The sequence below is a fragment of the Haemophilus sp. HMSC066D02 genome (assembly GCF_001810545.1).
Taxonomy (GTDB): Bacteria; Pseudomonadota; Gammaproteobacteria; order Enterobacterales; family Pasteurellaceae; genus Haemophilus_D.
Window position 1 is genome coordinate 72052 of the sequence record NZ_KV801804.1, and the last position, 16903, is coordinate 88954.

A 16903-nucleotide genomic window follows, 5' to 3' on the forward strand; every position below is an offset into this window, starting at 1 on the left:
TAGAGCTCTAAAAGAGATTTTTAGATGCCAATAAAAAAGCCCCGCGAATCAAAACGCGGGGCTTTTATTTAATGGAAGACCAATTATTCTTCAGAAGTCACATCTTCAGTGCCTTCGTCTTCATCATCCACATCACAAACACGTTCAAGACTGACTACGTGCTCATCTTCTGCGGTACGAATTAAACGAACCCCTTGGGTGTTACGGCCAACGATACTTATTTCACTTACACGAGTACGCACTAAGGTACCTGCATCAGTGATAAGCATAATTTGGTCGGTTTCTTCTACTTGTGTCGCTGCAACGACTTTACCGTTACGTTCGCTCACTTTAATCGAAATTACCCCTTTGGTATTACGCGATTTGGTTGGGTATTCGCTTAATTGTGTACGTTTACCGTAACCGTTTTGTGTCGCCGTAAGGATTGCACCATCATTTTTCGGCACAACTAAGGATACGACTTTATCGATGTTGAGATCGAGTGTTTCTTCTGCATTATCGTCAGAAACATCTTCAATTTCGACCGCACTTTCATCGTCAGCGATGTCATTAGTAAGGGCAAGTTTAATACCGCGTACACCTGTTGCTAAACGACCCATTGCACGGACCGCACTTTCTGCGAAACGCACTACGCGACCTTGAGAGGAGAACAACATGATTTCGTTAGAACCATCAGTGATATCCACACCGATTAATTCATCTTCATCACGCAAGTTCAAGGCGATGATGCCGCTTGAACGTGGACGGCTGAATTCGGTTAGCGCAATTTTCTTCACAATACCACCAGCGGTTGCCATGATGACGAATTTATCTTCTTCATAAGCAGAGATTGGCAAGATTGCGGTGATACGCTCGTTTTCTTGTAACGGTAGAATATTGACAATTGGACGACCACGTGCACCACGGCTAGCTTGTGGTAATTGATAGACTTTCAACCAATATAAGCGACCACGGCTAGAGAAGCAGAGAATCGTATCGTGAGTATTCGCCACTAAGAGTTTTTCGATGAAGTCTTCATCTTTCATCTTCGTTGCAGATTTACCTTTACCACCACGACGTTGTGCTTCGTAGTCGGTAAGTGGTTGATATTTTACATAACCTTCGTGAGAAAGGGTCACTACCACATCTTCTTGAGCGATTAAATCTTCTAAATCAATATCACCGGAAGCCGCAGTAATTTCGGTACGACGTTCATCCGCGAATTGAGTGCGTACTTGTTCAAGCTCTTCACGAATCACTTCCATCAAGCGCTCAGGGCTGTTGATGATGTGGAGAAGTTCTGCAATTTTAACCAATAACTCTTTGTATTCATTGATCACCTCTTCGGTAGCAAGACCGGTTAAACGGTGCAAGCGAAGTTCTAAGATTGCATCAACTTGTTCTGGAGAAAGGTAGTAATCAGAACCTTGAATACCAAATTCAGCGGCTAATTCAGCTGGGCGTGCCGCTGCATCAAGTAAGCCTAAGATCTCATTGTTGAGTTTCCAAGGGCGAGAAATTAATTTTTCTGCCGCTTCTTTACGCTCTTTCGATTGACGGATGATGTCGATGATTTCATCGATATTTGATGTTGCAACCGCTAAACCTTCTAAAATATGGGTACGCTCGCGGGCTTTACGCAATTCAAATAAAGAACGGCGAATCACCACTTCGCGACGGTGCATCACAAAGGCTTCAATGATTTGTTTTAAGTTGAATAAACGTGGTTGACCGTGATCTAAAGCCACCATGTTGATCCCGAAGGTCACCTGCATTTGGGTAAGCGCATAGAGGTGATTTAATACCACTTCGCCTACAGCATCACGTTTGATGTCGATTTCAATGCGGATCCCTTCTTTGTTAGAAAGATCGATAATATTGCTGATGCCTTCGATTTTTTTATCTTTGATAAGCTCAGCAATTTTTTCCACTAATTTGGCTTTGTTCACTTGATAAGGCAATTCGGTCACAATGATTTGCTCTTTGCCTTTATCTGTGGTTTCTACGCTAGCACGAGCGCGAACATACACTTTGCCGCGCCCCGTGCGATAAGCTTCTTCAATCCCTTTACGGCCATTAATTAATGCCGCTGTTGGGAAGTCTGGGCCCGGGATATATTGCATTAATTCATCAATGGTGATGTTTTCGTTATCAATATAAGCCAAGCAGCCATCTAACACTTCATTTAAGTTGTGTGGTGGAATGTTGGTTGCCATCCCCACCGCAATACCGGAAGAACCGTTTGCTAAAAGTGCAGGAATACGGGTTGGTAATACATCCGGAATCATTAATTCGCCATCATAGTTTGGCGAGAAATTCACGGTTTCTTTGTCCAAGTCAGTTAATAACGCTTGGGTAATTTTTTGCATACGGACTTCGGTATAACGCATTGCCGCTGGCGCGTCACCGTCGATTGAACCGAAGTTACCTTGCCCATCTACCAACATGTAGCGCAATGAGAACGGCTGTGCCATACGCACAATGGTGTCATACACCGCAGAATCACCGTGCGGGTGATATTTACCAATTACATCACCTACCACACGGGCAGATTTTACGTATTTTTTGCCGGCAGTGATGCCAGATTGATCCATGGAGAAAAGCACACGTCGATGCACCGGTTTTAAACCGTCACGTACGTCGGGCAAAGCACGCCCAACAATCACCGACATGGCGTAGTCAAGGTAAGAAGATTTGAGTTCTTCTTCAATATTGACTGGGGTAATAGAGGAATGGATTGAATCCGTCATTTTTATTCCTTTTTTGATCAAAAAATTGTGACGGATTATAGCATAAATTTAAGCGTTTTTGTGTGAAAAGTGCGGTTGATTTTAAAGCGTTTTTTTAATGCGGAAATAAATAAGGCAGACATTAAGTCTGCCTTATGATTGAGAGAAAATCGTCTATTTACAATTTTCTCGTTTGGCTCTTTGTAATTTAGCATAGGCACCGAGTAAAGCTTGGTGTTCTTTGAAGTTTTCAAGCGTTTCATCGCTGGCTGGCAAGTTATAGAACGGGTTACCTTTTTCTGCCACCGTAGCCCAAGCTTGTTGAACGGCTTCTTTGCCATACATTCTTTCAAATACAGTGCGATATTGTTGTGGATCGCGAGTATTGTCTAAATGTAATTCAATGATGCTGATTAAGGCACGATAGTAATTTGCACGCTCAGGCGTAAACACAGAGCTATTCATATTCATCGTCCAGTTTGCCCAATCTAAGGCTAATTCTAATTCACCTAAAGCTAAGTAAAGCATGGATTTAAGCTCGCCAACACGTAATGTTGTCCAACCGCTTGCTTTTGGTGCAACGATACCGATAAATTCGCGAACACGAGTGGCATCGTCAATATCTTGCTCATCTAATTCTGCCAATAATTCTTCATAAGTTTCAGCATCATGATGATGATGTGGTAGATCCAATAAGATCTCACGCCAGTCCATACCCATATTATTATTGGCATAAATGAGGTCATCAGCAGGATAGATATCAGACATGCCTGGTACGATAATGCGGCAAGCGTAAACGTCTAAATGGTTGTAATCCATGATATAGACTTCTTTTTCTTCCGCATTAAAGATTGCCATCAAGTTTTCATATTCTTCTTGCGTTGAACCTGAGAAATCCCAATCTACAAATTCATAATCTGGCGTATTTTTGAATAAATCCCAAGAAATTAAACCGCTAGAATCAATGAAATGTGTTTCAAGATTGGCATGCTCCGCCACATCATCATTATTGAATGATGGAGGCGAGAATACATCGAGATCTTTTAAGCTACGACCTTGTAAAAGCTCCGTTACGGTACGCTCTAATGCCACTTGGAAGTTTGGATGTGCACCAAAAGAAGCAAAGCAAGTGCCATTATTTGGGTTAAGCAACACAACACAAATGACAGGATATTTGCCACCTAGTGACGCATCAAAGGCATAAATAGGGAAGCCTTCTTCCTCTAATTTTTCAATAGAGGCTTGAATAGATGGATAACGATCCATCACGGATTTTGGAATTTCAGGAAGACTGATTGCTTCTGCAATAATACGATTTTTTACGTAACGTTCAAAAACTTCTGAAAGCCCTTGCACTCGTGCTTCATTTTTTGTGTTACCAGCGGACATCCCATTAGAGACGTACAAATTCGCAATGATACTTTGTGGAATATAGACGGTTTTTTGATCGGATTGGCGCACATAAGGCATCGCGACAATACCGCGATCGTAATTACCGGATTGCAGATCCACAAGCAATTCAGGGGTTAGCTCTTGATTTGGATCGAAATAATCCCATAAATAATCATCTAAAATCCCTTCTGGTAAAAGGGCTTCATCTTCAATTGGAAACCATTTTTCAGTGGGATAATGGACAAAATCACCATTAGCAATCTCTTGTCCTAAATAGAAATCAGCAAAGAAATAGTTGGTGGAAAGACGCTCGAAATATTCACCTAATGCAGATGCTAACGCAGCTTTTTTGCTCGCGCCTTTGCCGTTAGAAAAACATTGTGGGCAATCCTTATCACGAATATGTACAGACCAGACATTTGGCACAGGATTAAGCCAAGAGGCTTCTTCGATATTGAAACCAAGTGCGGTCAATTTTTGTTGAAATTTTGAAATACTGTCTTCAAGTGCGGCATCTTTGCCGAGAATAAATGTTTGTTCAGTCATAATTGTTCCTGTTATAAAAAGCTCCCGCATCATAGGGGAGTTTAGTGGGCTAATCAAGCATAAAATTTATACGCTTTAGCTCTTGTTTTCCCTGATTTTTAAGGGTAAATTAGCTTGGCGCAGAAAGGCATTTTCTGTGTAGGTAAAATTATAAACAAATCAATCAATTGGGAGACATTATGGCTCAAGGGTTTTATGAATTAAAAGTGGCTAAAGACGGACAATTTATGTTCAACTTAAAAGCAGCAAACGGACAAGTTATTTTAACTAGCGAACTTTATAAAACAAAAGCATCAGCTGAAAACGGTATTGCTTCAGTACAAAAAAATGGTGTGGATGCGAAAAACTTTGAATATCGCGTAGCGAAAAATGACAAACCTTACTTCATTTTAAAAGCGGCTAACCACCAAGAAATTGGCCGTAGCCAATATTATTCTTCTCAAGCTGCAGCAGAAAAAGGCGTTGAGTCTGTAATGAATAATGCATCTTCTGCAGTAATCAAAGAAGTAACAGAATAATCATTCTGTTCTGATTTCTTTAAATGCACCTGCCGGCTCTAAAAACGCCGGCATTTTTGAGCACGCTTTCTCCGGGTTCAGTGTTAACGGATAAGTTCGTTTTTGGGCAATGATCACAGTGAGCGGAGAGCAGAGCGTGCTCTTTTCTTGTTTTATGGATAGTCTTTCTTCTGCAATCACATCAAAATTTAATAATGATAGCCAGTCAACCACTCGCCAAGTAGCATATTGTCGGAACTTAAATTCGCCTAATTTCGGTTTGAAAAGCAAGGGACTCAGCGGATTAAATAACGTGATGAACATCCAGCCGTCATCCTTTAAAACGCGATGTGCTTCACGTAATATTTGATGAGGGTCTTGCGCAAAATTTAAGGTGTTTGCCAACAAGCAGGCATCCATTTCTTTTTCAATAAAAGGTAAGGTTAATGGCGATGCTTGGAGCAAGCTATCACTTTCATTTAAAAGTGCAGTAGGAAAATGCGCTGTTTTTTCAGATAATACAATTTGATGACGTAAAGGCAAGTCAAAGGCAATTTCGCCACTTAATGCACCGACTTTCAGAATTTGATAGCCTAAAATTTTTGGTGTCCATTGGGCAAAATAATGTGTTAATACGTTACAATAGGCTTCACCTTGTGGTAACACTTGCCAACTTTCAGGTGAAAGAAGTGGTTTGTGCCATTTGGCTTTCCAATTCAATGTTAATCCTATTTTCATAAGGTAATTTATGCTAGTTCCTATTCCTGCACTCAATGATAACTATATTTGGCTTTATAGACGAGAAAATTTCCCCGTAATTGTGATCGATATCCCAGAAATAACCCGTTTAATTCCGTATTTAGAATCGAATAAGTTAGACGTAGAAGCGGTGTTATTAACCCATAATCACGATGATCATGTGCAAGGTGTTGCGGAGTTTAAGCAATATTATCCCAATGTGCCTGTTTTCGGCCCAACAGAATGTGCAAATAAAGGGGCAACCAACATTATGGATAGTGGCGTGATTAATACAGCACATTATCATATTGAAGTTTTGCCAAGCGGTGGTCATACGGCAGGGCATGTCAGCTATTTGGTGGATGCGCATCTATTTTGCGGCGATGCGTTATTTTCTGCGGGCTGTGGTCGCGTATTTACGGGAGATTTTGCTCAAATGTTTGAATCTATGCAGCGTTTTAATCAATTACCTAATGAAACCGTGGTTTGTCCCGCTCATGAATATACGCTGAGTAATTTAGCTTTTGCGGAAACCATATTGGCGGATAAAAGTGCGGTTGAAAATCGACGTGTTTTAGTGGAACGTTATCGAGCAGAGGGTAAACCGAGTTTGCCAACAACAATTGGATTAGAGAAACAAATTAACCCGTTTTTACAAGCAAAAAATTTAGACGAATTTACAAGATGGCGTTTAGCTAAAGATAAGTTTTAACTCATTTTAGTTATTTGTTTGAGTTTTTTCTCTTGAAATTTGCTCAATTCTCAACAATTCATTAAAATAGCGAAACTTTTACTTTCTACTTAAGCCGCATATTCATAAAAGTGCGGTTGTTTTTATTAGGTTTTTATGACCCTTCTTGTTCTTGGCATTAATCATAAAACGGCTTCTGTCGCTGTTCGTGAGAAAGTCGCTTTTTCTGAAGAAAAGCGGCAGCTTGCCTTACAACAAATTCACCAACAAGATTTGGCAGAAAGTGCGGTTATTCTTTCTACCTGTAACCGTACAGAGATTTATCTTCACCATCGTCAAATTTCACCCCAAGAGTGTAAGCAATGGCAAACGAACTGTACAAATTGGTTTGCTAATATTCATCAGCTTTCTGTCGATGAATTAAATAAGAGTATTTACACACATCAAAATCAACAAGCAGCGAATCATTTAATGCGCGTGGCCTGTGGTTTGGATTCATTAATTTTGGGTGAGCCGCAAATTTTAGGACAGGTGAAACAAGCATTCCAAATCAGTGAAGATTATTATCAAGCGGCGAATATTCCACTTTCGAGCACGCTTTCTCGTTTGTTCCAAAAAACCTTTGCTACGGCAAAACGTGTACGCACTGAAACTAATATTGGTGAAAGCGCTGTATCGGTGGCTTATGCAGCTTGTAGTTTGGCACGTCAAATTTTTGAATCTTTACGTGAATTACAAATTTTGCTCGTTGGGGCAGGGGAAACCATTGAATTGGTAAGCCGTCATTTATTACGCCATGGTGTAAAAAAATTGATGATTGCTAACCGCACTTTATCTCGCGCTGAACAGTTGGTAGAGACTTTAGCCTCCAATACGCCGATTGAGGTGTACTCTCTTGAAGAGTTGCAAACTCCACTAAATCAAGCGGATATAGTTATCAGCTCAACAGGCAGTCCGAATGTTTTAATCACCAAAGCAATGGCTGAAATTGCAGAAAAAGCACGCCAATTTAAACCGACTTTAATGGTGGATATTGCGGTGCCGCGTGATATTGATGAAAACGTCTCGGAATTAGAAAGTGTGTATCATTACACCGTAGATGATTTGCAAGATATTATTCAACGCAATCTTTCTCAACGTGAGCAAGCATCAGAGCAAGCGCAAGACATCATTACACAAGAATGCACGGATTTCTTCGAGTGGTTGAAGGTTCATCAGTTCTCTAATTTGATTCGTCATTATCGTGATGAGGCGGAGAATACTCGACAAGAATTACTCGAAAAAGCCTTACACCAAATTCAACAAGGTGAGAATGCTGAAAAAATTTTGCAAGAATTAAGTTATAAATTAATGAATAAACTCATTCATGCACCAACCCAAACCATGCAAGCCATGATGAAATCCGGTAATGCGGAAGGTTTGCATGCCTTTTCCAATGCTTTGCATTTAACCCATCCTTTAAATGAAAAAAACGATTAGATTTTTGACCGCACTTTTAGGTGGCTTATCGCTATTGATGAGTGTATCAGCCCTAGCAGAATATCGAACCTTTAATGATGGCAATATTACTTACGGGATTTTCCAAGCTAAACCTGAAGAAGTTCAGCTACATTGGAAGGATGCTGAAGGTAACGATTATCAAAGTTTAACGCGTCTCAAAAATGCCTTAGAAGATAGCTATAACGTAAAAATGATCATGAATGCGGGTATTTATAGCATGAATAATGTACCTGCAGGGTTATGGATTGAGCAAGGAAAAGAGCTCAATGCGTTAAATACAAAAGCAGGCAAAGGTAATTTCCATGTGCAGCCTAATGGGGTATTCGCCATTGCTGGAAATAAACCCTACATTTTAACAACCGCCGCGTATCAGAAAAGCAAACTCAAACCAGATTTTGCGTTGCAATCAGGCCCGATGTTAATTATTCATGGAAAAATGAATCCACAATTTCGAGCAAGCCTAGAAAGCTATCATAAGCGTAATGCAGTGTGTTTGACAAAACAAAATGAATTACTTTTCTTGATGACGATAAAAGGTGAGCCTAACCTTTATACCTTAAGCCAAGGTTTGCTGAAAATAGGTTGTCATGACGCCTTATATCTTGATGGAACAATATCTAATTGGTACATTCCAGGGCAATTTAACACCTTGCATTGGAAGCGTTTTGTTGGAATGATCTCCGTTCTTGATGTGAACAAAAAATAGCAAAAGCGTTTTATTTATAATCAACTAAATCAAAAAATCCGTTTTTTGCAAAAAAATGATTGACGAGAATAGGTCAAATCAGGATAATACGCCCCGCAAAGCCGATAAGGTAAAGCAAATGATGGCTACATAGCTCAGTTGGTTAGAGCACAACACTCATAATGTTGGGGTCGCAAGTTCGAATCTCGCTGTAGCCACCAAATTTGCGGGACTGGCGAAATTGGTAGACGCACCAGATTTAGGTTCTGGCGCCGAGAGGTGTGTGGGTTCAAGTCCCTCGTCCCGCACCATTTATCAGCTTGCAGTCAAATAGTAGTTGGGGTATCGCCAAGCGGTAAGGCACCGGGTTTTGATCTCGGCATCCCTAGGTTCGAATCCTAGTACCCCAGCCATACTATCTAAATAAAATCTTCTTTATTTCCAATCAAAGAATTTCAGTTGGGGTATCGCCAAGCGGTAAGGCACCGGGTTTTGATCTCGGCATCCCTAGGTTCGAATCCTAGTACCCCAGCCATCTTATTTTCTCTATTTCTTTTATATAAAAGAAAAGCCACCTTGTGGTGACCTTTCATATTGATTTATTTTAATTCTACTAAAGTTAAATTACATTGAGCTGTTGATGCTGCGGGTAATGCTTCATAGTCTTTACCTGCTTTGGGGGTGAATATAAGTTTTTTGCCTAGGCAATGTTCATGTACTATGAACTGATGATTGGTTATATAATTAGCACCATCGGGTGTAATAATTTCACTTTGTAGAGTGATTTCAGCCCCTGATGGGATTATAAATTCTTTAAAAAAAGTACCAGAACCTATTTCATTGAATTGACTAGGATTCATACTTGCACTAGAGCTTGGCATGCCAATAGATTCATTCCCTTTAAGATAGAGTAATGAGCTGAAAGATTGTCCAATGCTTCCTCCAACATTCACTTTTTCTGTTTTTCCATCCTGTTTTACTTCCATCTCGGTATAGCGACCATTTTGTCCGTATAGACGGATACGTGCATCAGTTTGTGGATTATAAGCTTTTCCTGCATTTGATAGCTCGGTGTTTACACAGCCTGAAAGTAGTAATGCTGCTGTACTGATAAGCATCAATTTTTTCATGATTTTTCCTTTTGTTAATGATAGAAAATAGTGAATTAATGTTCTCTTGTTTTAAAGAAGGTGACGTCAGGATAACGTTCTTGTGCAAGGTTTAGGTTTACCATAGTTGGTGCGATATAAGTGAGATTATCCCCTCCATCTAATGCTAGATTTTGCTCATTTTTACGTTTGAACTCTTCAAATTTTTTGTTATCCGCACATTCTACCCAACGAGCCGTTGCGACATTGACAGTTTCGTAAATGGCTTCAACGTTATATTCTGATTTCAAACGAGAAACGACCACATCAAACTGTAACACACCGACCGCGCCAACAATTAAATCATTATTGCTTAATGGGCGGAAAACTTGCACAGCACCTTCTTCAGAAAGCTGTACTAAGCCTTTTAACAATTGTTTTTGTTTAAGAGGATCTTTCAAACGAATGCGACGGAATAATTCAGGCGCAAAGTTTGGAATACCGGTAAATTTGAGATCTTCACCTTGTGTGAAGGTATCGCCAATTTGAATTGTGCCGTGATTATGCAAACCAATAATATCGCCAGCATAGGCTTCATCAGCATGGGTACGATCTCCTGCCATAAAGGTGAGTGCATCGGAAATAACCACATCTTTACCAATACGCACGTGTTTAAGTTTCATGCCTTTTTCATATTTGCCAGAAACTACACGAAGGAAAGCCACGCGGTCGCGGTGTTTTGGATCCATATTGGCTTGGATTTTAAACACGAAACCGCTGAATTTTTCTTCTTCAGCTGAGACTTTACGCGTGTCAGCCTGACGAGCTTGTGGTGCAGGCGCCCATTCGGTTAAACCATCTAAGAAATGATCGACACCAAAGTTACCTAATGCAGTACCGAAAAAGACTGGCGTCAATTCACCACTTAAGAATAAATCCAAATCAAATTCATTACTTGCACCTTTTACTAACTCTAATTCATCACGCAGTTGTTGGGCTAAGTCATCACCTACAGCAGCGTCTAATTCTGGGCTATTTAAGCCTTTCACAATTCGTACTTCTTGAATGGTCGAGCCTTGGCCACTTTGATAAAGATAGGTTTCATCTTTATATAAATGATAAACCCCTTTAAATAATTTACCGCAACCAATCGGCCAAGTAATCGGCGCACAATGGATTTTTAATACGCTTTCCACTTCATCTAATAATTCCATCGGATCGCGAATATCACGGTCAAGTTTATTCATGAAAGTGATAATTGGCGTATCGCGTAAACGGGTCACTTCCATTAATTTAATAGTACGTTCCTCAACCCCTTTTGCAGAATCGATAACCATTAAGCAGCTATCCACAGCCGTCAAAGTGCGGTAGGTATCTTCCGAGAAATCTTCATGTCCCGGTGTATCCAATAAATTCACTAAGCATTCATTGTAAGGGAATTGCATCACGGAAGTGGTAATGGAAATACCACGTTGTTTTTCCATTTCCATCCAGTCAGATTTTGCATGCTGTGCAGAGCCTTTACCTTTTACTGAGCCTGCTTTTTGAATGGCATTGCCGTATAGCAATACTTTTTCGGTAATGGTGGTTTTACCCGCGTCAGGGTGGGAAATAATCGCAAATGTGCGACGTTTATTCACTTCTTCTAATGGATAACTCATTTGTCTTGTTTCTTCTGTTTTAAATAATGCTGTATTGTCGCTGATTTTCAGATTGAGCTCAAATTAAATTGTTTTTCTTTTGTTATCTATAGCTTATTTAGGTGTATGACTCTGTCATTTCTTTTCTTTAAAAATTTTTGATAAAAAAAGCAAACGTTTGCGCGAAAAGTGCGGTATAATACGCGCCGATTTTTTATTCTTATAATAAAAGGTGCAAACAATGACACAACTTAGTCTAAAAAAAATCTATTCAGGGAAAGTGCGTGATCTTTATGAGATCGATGATAAACGGATGTTAATGGTAGCCAGTGACCGTTTGTCCGCATTTGATGTGATTTTAGATGATCCTATCCCACGTAAAGGTGAAATCCTGACTCAAATTTCCAATTTCTGGTTTAATAAGTTAGCCCATATTATGCCGAATCATTTTACGGGCGATTCAGTTTATGATGTGTTACCAAAAGAGGAAGCTGATTTAGTAAAAGATCGCGCAGTGGTTTGCAAACGTTTGAATCCAATTAAAATTGAGTCTATCGTGCGTGGTTATTTAACAGGTAGCGGGCTAAAAGATTATAAGCAAACAGGTACCATTTGTGGTTTGAAATTACCGGAAGGGTTAGTTGAGGCAAGTAAATTACCTGAACCGATTTTTACGCCATCAAGTAAAGAAGAAGTAGGTAATCATGATATCAATATCAGCTATGAACAATGTGAAAAAGCAATTGGCGCAGAGTTAGCGGCACAAGTGAGAGAAAAAGCCATTGCACTTTATACTGAGGCTGCCAAATATGCGCTGACTAAAGGTATTATTATTTGTGATACTAAATTTGAATTCGGTTTAGATGAAAATGGCACACTAACTTTAATGGATGAGGTATTAACACCAGACTCTAGTCGTTTTTGGTCAGTTGATACTTATAAAGAAGGAACAAATCCGCCCTCATTTGATAAGCAATTTGTACGAGATTGGTTAGAGCAAAGTGGTTGGAATAAACAACCGCCAGCGCCTAAAGTACCAAAAGAAGTGATTGAAAAAACAGTGGCTAAATATCAAGAGGCGTTGGATTTATTAACAAAATAACATTAACAAACTCCCTGCTATGCTTTAGAATAGCAGGGATTTTTATGGATAAAATATTGTGAATAAAAGAGTATGAAATCTGTTGCGATAGTTGGTTTAGGTTGGTTAGGCTTACCGCTGGCGCTGCACTTAAAAGAACTTGGTTGGTGTGTAAAAGGCTCAAAACAATCCCCTGATGATGCTCAGAAATTGCATCAGCTAGGTATTGAAACTTATCCTTTTTCGCTTTCTGACGAAATGAAACGTTTACCAGACCATATTCGCCCTCTTTTTAATGTAGATGCTCTCATTATCACCCTACCACCTAGCAGTTTTTCTTCTCAACAGTATTGTGAATATCTTGCTTTTTTAACTAATCAAGCCAAGAAACAAGGTGTACAACATGTACTTTTTACCAGTTCAACTTCTGTTTTTCCTGATATTTCGGGGCAATTTGATGAAGGTTCTCAACTTTCAGCTGAAACAGAAATGGGTAAAACACTGATGCAAGCAGAACACTGCTTGTTCCAATCAGGAATATCGCATTGCGATATTCTTCGACTTGCAGGATTAATTGGTAAACAACGCAATCCGGTTAAATTCTTAGCAGGAAAATGCAATTTAAAACAGGGCTATTCACCTGTTAATTTGGTGCATCTAGAGGATTGCATTCAAGCTATTACTGCCTTACTCATGAATCCAAATGGATTGCGAACTTATCATCTTTGCGCGCCAATTCATCCTACTCGAGCAGAATATTACACAAAAGCAGCGGTATTTTATGATTTATCCATACCACAATTCGATTGTAGTGATTCGGATCCGAAACGAATCATTATGGCAGATAAAATTTGTCGAGATTTAGGCTTCGCTTATCGTTATCCAAATCCCGATGATATGTTAGAAAAGCGCAGTGATTTTTGACCGCACTTTTTAAAGACTTACTCACCATAACCACAATGAAGGAAATAAAATATGTCAAATACGATTCTGCAACATTTACCTAAAGGTCAAAAAGTTGGTATCGCTTTTTCAGGCGGGCTTGATACCAGTGCGGCATTACTTTGGATGCGTCAAAAAGGTGCAGTACCTTATGCTTATACAGCAAACTTAGGTCAACCAGATGAAGATGATTACAATGCAATTCCGAAAAAAGCGATGGAATATGGTGCGGAAAATGCGCGTTTAGTGGATTGTCGTGCGCAGTTAGCCCATGAAGGGATTGCGGCTATTCAATGTGGTGCATTCCATATTTCTACTGGTGGAGCAACCTATTTCAATACCACACCACTTGGTCGTGCGGTAACAGGTACGATGCTTGTCGCAGCAATGAAAGAAGATGATGTTAATATCTGGGGGGATGGCTCAACTTTCAAAGGTAACGATATTGAGCGTTTTTATCGTTATGGTTTATTAACCAACCCAAATTTAAAAATTTACAAACCATGGCTAGATCAACAATTTATCGATGAGTTGGGCGGTCGCTTTGAAATGTCAAAATTCTTAATCGCAAATGGTTTTGACTACAAAATGTCGGTAGAAAAAGCGTATTCAACTGACTCTAATATGTTAGGTGCAACACACGAAGCGAAAGACTTAGAAGAATTAAGCACTGGCATTAAAATTGTGAAACCAATTATGGGCGTGGCATTTTGGGATGAAAATGTTCAAGTAAAACCAGAAGTGGTGACTGTTCGTTTTGAAGAAGGTGTGCCGATTGCATTAAACGGTAAAACATTTGATAACGTGGTGGATCTTTTCTTAGAAGCAAATCGCATTGGTGGTCGTCATGGTTTAGGCATGTCAGACCAAATTGAAAACCGTATTATCGAAGCCAAATCACGTGGTATTTATGAAGCACCGGGAATGGCATTATTCCATATCGCTTATGAACGTTTAGTGACCGGTATTCACAATGAAGATACTATTGAACAATATCGTATCAACGGTTTACGTTTAGGTCGTTTGTTATACCAAGGTCGTTGGTTTGATCCACAAGCGTTAATGTTACGTGAAACTGCACAACGTTGGGTCGCTCGTGCGGTGACTGGTGAAGTGACATTAGAACTTCGTCGTGGTAATGACTACTCAATCTTAAATACTGAATCACCAAACTTAACTTATGCGGCAGAACGTTTAAGTATGGAAAAAGTGGAAAATGCACCATTTGATCCAATCGATCGTATTGGTCAATTAACCATGCGTAACTTAGACGTAGCGGATACGCGCGGAAAATTAAGTATCTACTCTCAAGTAGGTCTCTTAACAGCAGGGAAAGATTCCGTTTTACCACAATTAGGTAAAAAATAATTTTCTCTTTTAAATTGGAAAAAGTGCGGTCGATTTAAACCGCACTTTTAGTTGAGAGAATAAAAAACCTTAGGTTTTAGCCTAAGGTTTTTGTTCTTTAGCAAGAATTATTTTTTCTCTTCACATTTGTTGATATCGCTACATTTGCCGTAGAGATATAAACTGTGTGCTTTTAATTTGATGCCATGTTGTTCACTGATTTCTTTTTGACGTTGTTCAATAATGTTATCAGTAAACTCAAATACTTTGCCACAATCTTCACAGATAATGTGATCGTGGTGTTCTGTTGGCGCAAGCTCAAAAACAGATTTGTTGCCTTCAAAATTATGGCGAATCAAGATATGAGCTTCATCAAATTGGTTAAGCACGCGATATACAGTTGCAAGGCCAATATCACTGCCTTGCTCTAACAAGATTTTATATACTTCTTCAGCTGAGAAATGTTCATGCTTATGCTCTTGCATTAATGCAAGGATAGTGAGCCGAGGTTCAGTAATTTTTAATCCTGCTTTTTTGAGTAATTTGATGTTTTCTTCAGACATAATGTTCCCTTAAATTTGCTAAATTAGAGATGGTTAAGCTAATTCTGCTAAACACATTTCATCGTAGATTTGTTTTGTCCATTTCTCTACGCGTTCTGCAGTAAGTTCAGGTTGACGATCTTCATCAATACATAAACCGATAAAGTTTCCATCATCTAATAATGCCTTTGATGATTCAAAGGTATAACCATCCGTTGGCCAGTTCCCTACAATAATCGCACCGCGTGGTTCAACGATATCTCGTACTGTACCGATCGCATCACAGAAATAATCTGCGTAGTCTTCCTGATCGCCACAGCCAAAAATACCGACTAATTTGTCAGTAAAATCAATTTCTTCTAGAGTTGGGAAAAAATCATCCCAGTCAGCTTGTGCTTCACCGTAATACCAAGTTGGAATACCGAAAAGTAAAAAATCATAACCTTCGATATCTTCTTTAGAGCTTTTTGCAATGTCACGAATATCAACGAGTTCGTTGCCTAATTGCTTTTGAATCATTTTTGCAATGTTTTCTGTATTACCTGTGTCACTACCGTAAAATAAACCGACAACTGCCATTGTTCTTTCCTTTTGAAATAAAATTAGGTGAGTAGAAAAAAAAGATGAGGGATCAAAGCCCTACAATTTGTGCGAACTATAACATAAATGAATTCTCATTTGAATAGAATAATTCTCATTTAAAACGATTAATTTTTATTTAGAAACCTATCAATAGCACGTATCACAAAATCAGGTTTTTCTGCATGAACCCAGTGCCCACAACCATTGATAGTGAAGGAGGTCGCATTAGGGAATTGTTTTAGAATGGTTTCGGTATATTCAGGTTTAATATAAGATGAAAGCCCGCCTTTAATGAAGAGTGTAGGCGTATTAGCATAAACTTCCTGCCAATCCATCAGTTCTGCATAATGCTCAAAAAGTGCGGTCAAATTGAAACGAAAATATTCATTTGAAGTTGGCTCAAAAGATTTCAACATAAATTGCACTACACTAGGATCAGCAATTTCAGTTTCTAAAATAGGCTTAGCTTGTTGACGAGTTTGTGGCTGCGCTTTTTTCACCGCAAACAAAGCACGAAACACATCATCATGTCCAGCACTGCTATTTGCGACTGGAGCAATATCAATGACAACTAATTTTTCCACTCGCTGTGGTTGAAGTGCGGTCATTTTCATGGCCGTTTTTCCGCCCATTGAATGACCAATTAAGATCACTTTATCTAATTTAAGGTGATCGATAAGTTGCCATACATCATCAGCTATGACATCGTAATTCATTGTTTCTGAATGAAAACTATGCCCATGATTACGTAAATCTACGCGCAAAATATTATAGTTATCGCTAAATGCACGCGCGATGACGCCAAGATTATTCATATCCCCAAACAAGCCATGAATGAAAATTAAAGTGGGCGAATTAATTAATTGTTTTGCTTGGTGAAATTGATGGTTTAATAATTGGGAAGATGACATATATTTTGCGTGA

The 16903-nt window shown here is 39.3% G+C and carries 15 protein-coding genes and 4 tRNA genes; 11 read left to right on the forward strand and 8 right to left on the reverse strand.

Annotated features, from left to right (window positions below):
• Positions 1 to 83: 83 nt before the first annotated feature.
• Together gyrA and ycaO are read right to left on the reverse strand one after the other, a co-directional pair.
• Positions 84 to 2729 (reverse strand): DNA topoisomerase (ATP-hydrolyzing) subunit A, encoded by a 2646-nt coding sequence (gene gyrA, locus HMPREF2750_RS00580; RefSeq protein ID WP_070582179.1) that lies wholly within the window; start codon positions 2727 to 2729, stop codon positions 84 to 86.
• 153 nt (positions 2730 to 2882) lie between these two features.
• Positions 2883 to 4646, reverse strand: a complete 1764-nt coding sequence (gene ycaO / locus HMPREF2750_RS00585; RefSeq protein ID WP_070582180.1) for a 30S ribosomal protein S12 methylthiotransferase accessory factor YcaO — start codon at positions 4644 to 4646, stop codon at positions 2883 to 2885.
• Between the two features lie 179 nt (positions 4647 to 4825).
• Here ycaO and HMPREF2750_RS00590 point away from each other — a divergent pair, with 179 nt between their 5' ends.
• Positions 4826 to 5164, forward strand: a complete 339-nt coding sequence (locus HMPREF2750_RS00590; RefSeq protein WP_049381360.1) for a YegP family protein — start codon at positions 4826 to 4828, stop codon at positions 5162 to 5164.
• Here HMPREF2750_RS00590 and HMPREF2750_RS00595 read toward each other — a convergent pair whose 3' ends face one another.
• On the reverse strand, positions 5165 to 5881 hold the full coding sequence (locus tag HMPREF2750_RS00595; RefSeq protein ID WP_070582181.1) for a class I SAM-dependent methyltransferase: 717 nt from the start codon (positions 5879 to 5881) through the stop codon (positions 5165 to 5167).
• Between the two features lie 10 nt (positions 5882 to 5891).
• Here HMPREF2750_RS00595 and gloB point away from each other — a divergent pair, with 10 nt between their 5' ends.
• From gloB to HMPREF2750_RS00630, 7 genes are all read left to right on the forward strand, one after another.
• A complete protein-coding gene (gloB, locus tag HMPREF2750_RS00600; RefSeq protein WP_070582182.1) occupies positions 5892 to 6593 on the forward strand; it encodes a hydroxyacylglutathione hydrolase in 702 nt (233 codons plus the stop codon).
• Between the two features lie 135 nt (positions 6594 to 6728).
• Complete coding sequence (gene hemA, locus HMPREF2750_RS00605; RefSeq protein ID WP_070582183.1) at positions 6729 to 8051, forward strand: glutamyl-tRNA reductase; 1323 nt, start codon at positions 6729 to 6731, stop codon at positions 8049 to 8051.
• A complete protein-coding gene (locus HMPREF2750_RS00610) occupies positions 8035 to 8778 on the forward strand; it encodes a phosphodiester glycosidase family protein (protein ID WP_070582184.1) in 744 nt (247 codons plus the stop codon). Before hemA ends, HMPREF2750_RS00610 begins: the two co-directional genes overlap by 17 nt.
• A 123-nt stretch (positions 8779 to 8901) precedes the next feature.
• Positions 8902 to 8978: transfer RNA gene (locus tag HMPREF2750_RS00615), tRNA-Met, on the forward strand.
• 5 nt (positions 8979 to 8983) lie between these two features.
• Positions 8984 to 9068, forward strand: a tRNA-Leu gene (locus HMPREF2750_RS00620).
• Positions 9069 to 9095: 27 nt separating this feature from the next.
• A tRNA-Gln gene (locus HMPREF2750_RS00625) sits at positions 9096 to 9170 on the forward strand.
• 47 nt (positions 9171 to 9217) lie between these two features.
• Positions 9218 to 9292: transfer RNA gene (locus tag HMPREF2750_RS00630), tRNA-Gln, on the forward strand.
• A gap of 64 nt (positions 9293 to 9356) precedes the next feature.
• Here HMPREF2750_RS00630 and HMPREF2750_RS00635 read toward each other — a convergent pair.
• Together HMPREF2750_RS00635 and prfC are read right to left on the reverse strand one after the other, a co-directional pair.
• Positions 9357 to 9887, reverse strand: a complete 531-nt coding sequence (locus HMPREF2750_RS00635; protein WP_070582185.1) for a hypothetical protein — start codon at positions 9885 to 9887, stop codon at positions 9357 to 9359.
• A 35-nt stretch (positions 9888 to 9922) separates the two neighbouring features.
• The gene (gene prfC, locus HMPREF2750_RS00640; RefSeq protein WP_005695711.1) at positions 9923 to 11506 is read right to left on the reverse strand and encodes a peptide chain release factor 3; all 1584 of its coding nucleotides are present in this window, start codon (positions 11504 to 11506) and stop codon (positions 9923 to 9925) included.
• A gap of 220 nt (positions 11507 to 11726) precedes the next feature.
• On the opposite strand from prfC, the gene HMPREF2750_RS00645 reads away from it, so the two are divergent.
• The 3 genes from HMPREF2750_RS00645 to argG all read left to right on the forward strand — a co-directional run bounded on the left by HMPREF2750_RS00645 (position 11727) and on the right by argG (position 14876).
• A complete protein-coding gene (locus HMPREF2750_RS00645) occupies positions 11727 to 12587 on the forward strand; it encodes a phosphoribosylaminoimidazolesuccinocarboxamide synthase (RefSeq protein WP_049376356.1) in 861 nt (286 codons plus the stop codon).
• Between the two features lie 72 nt (positions 12588 to 12659).
• Positions 12660 to 13490, forward strand: a complete 831-nt coding sequence (locus HMPREF2750_RS00650; protein ID WP_070582186.1) for a Rossmann-fold NAD(P)-binding domain-containing protein — start codon at positions 12660 to 12662, stop codon at positions 13488 to 13490.
• 51 nt (positions 13491 to 13541) lie between these two features.
• A complete protein-coding gene (argG, locus tag HMPREF2750_RS00655) occupies positions 13542 to 14876 on the forward strand; it encodes an argininosuccinate synthase (protein WP_070582187.1) in 1335 nt (444 codons plus the stop codon).
• Positions 14877 to 14983: 107 nt separating this feature from the next.
• Here the strand turns inward: argG and fur are convergent, their stop codons facing one another.
• The 3 genes from fur to HMPREF2750_RS00670 all read right to left on the reverse strand — a co-directional run bounded on the left by fur (position 14984) and on the right by HMPREF2750_RS00670 (position 16890).
• Positions 14984 to 15418 carry a ferric iron uptake transcriptional regulator gene (gene fur, locus HMPREF2750_RS00660; RefSeq protein ID WP_049366031.1) on the reverse strand — a complete coding sequence of 145 codons (435 nt, stop codon included), beginning with the start codon at positions 15416 to 15418 and terminating at the stop codon, positions 14984 to 14986.
• Between the two features lie 33 nt (positions 15419 to 15451).
• Entirely contained in the window at positions 15452 to 15976 is a 525-nt protein-coding gene (gene fldA, locus HMPREF2750_RS00665; RefSeq protein WP_049362803.1) for a flavodoxin FldA, read from the reverse strand.
• Positions 15977 to 16104: 128 nt separating this feature from the next.
• Complete coding sequence (locus HMPREF2750_RS00670; protein ID WP_070582188.1) at positions 16105 to 16890, reverse strand: alpha/beta fold hydrolase; 786 nt, start codon at positions 16888 to 16890, stop codon at positions 16105 to 16107.
• Between the last annotated feature and the right edge of the window lie 13 nt (positions 16891 to 16903).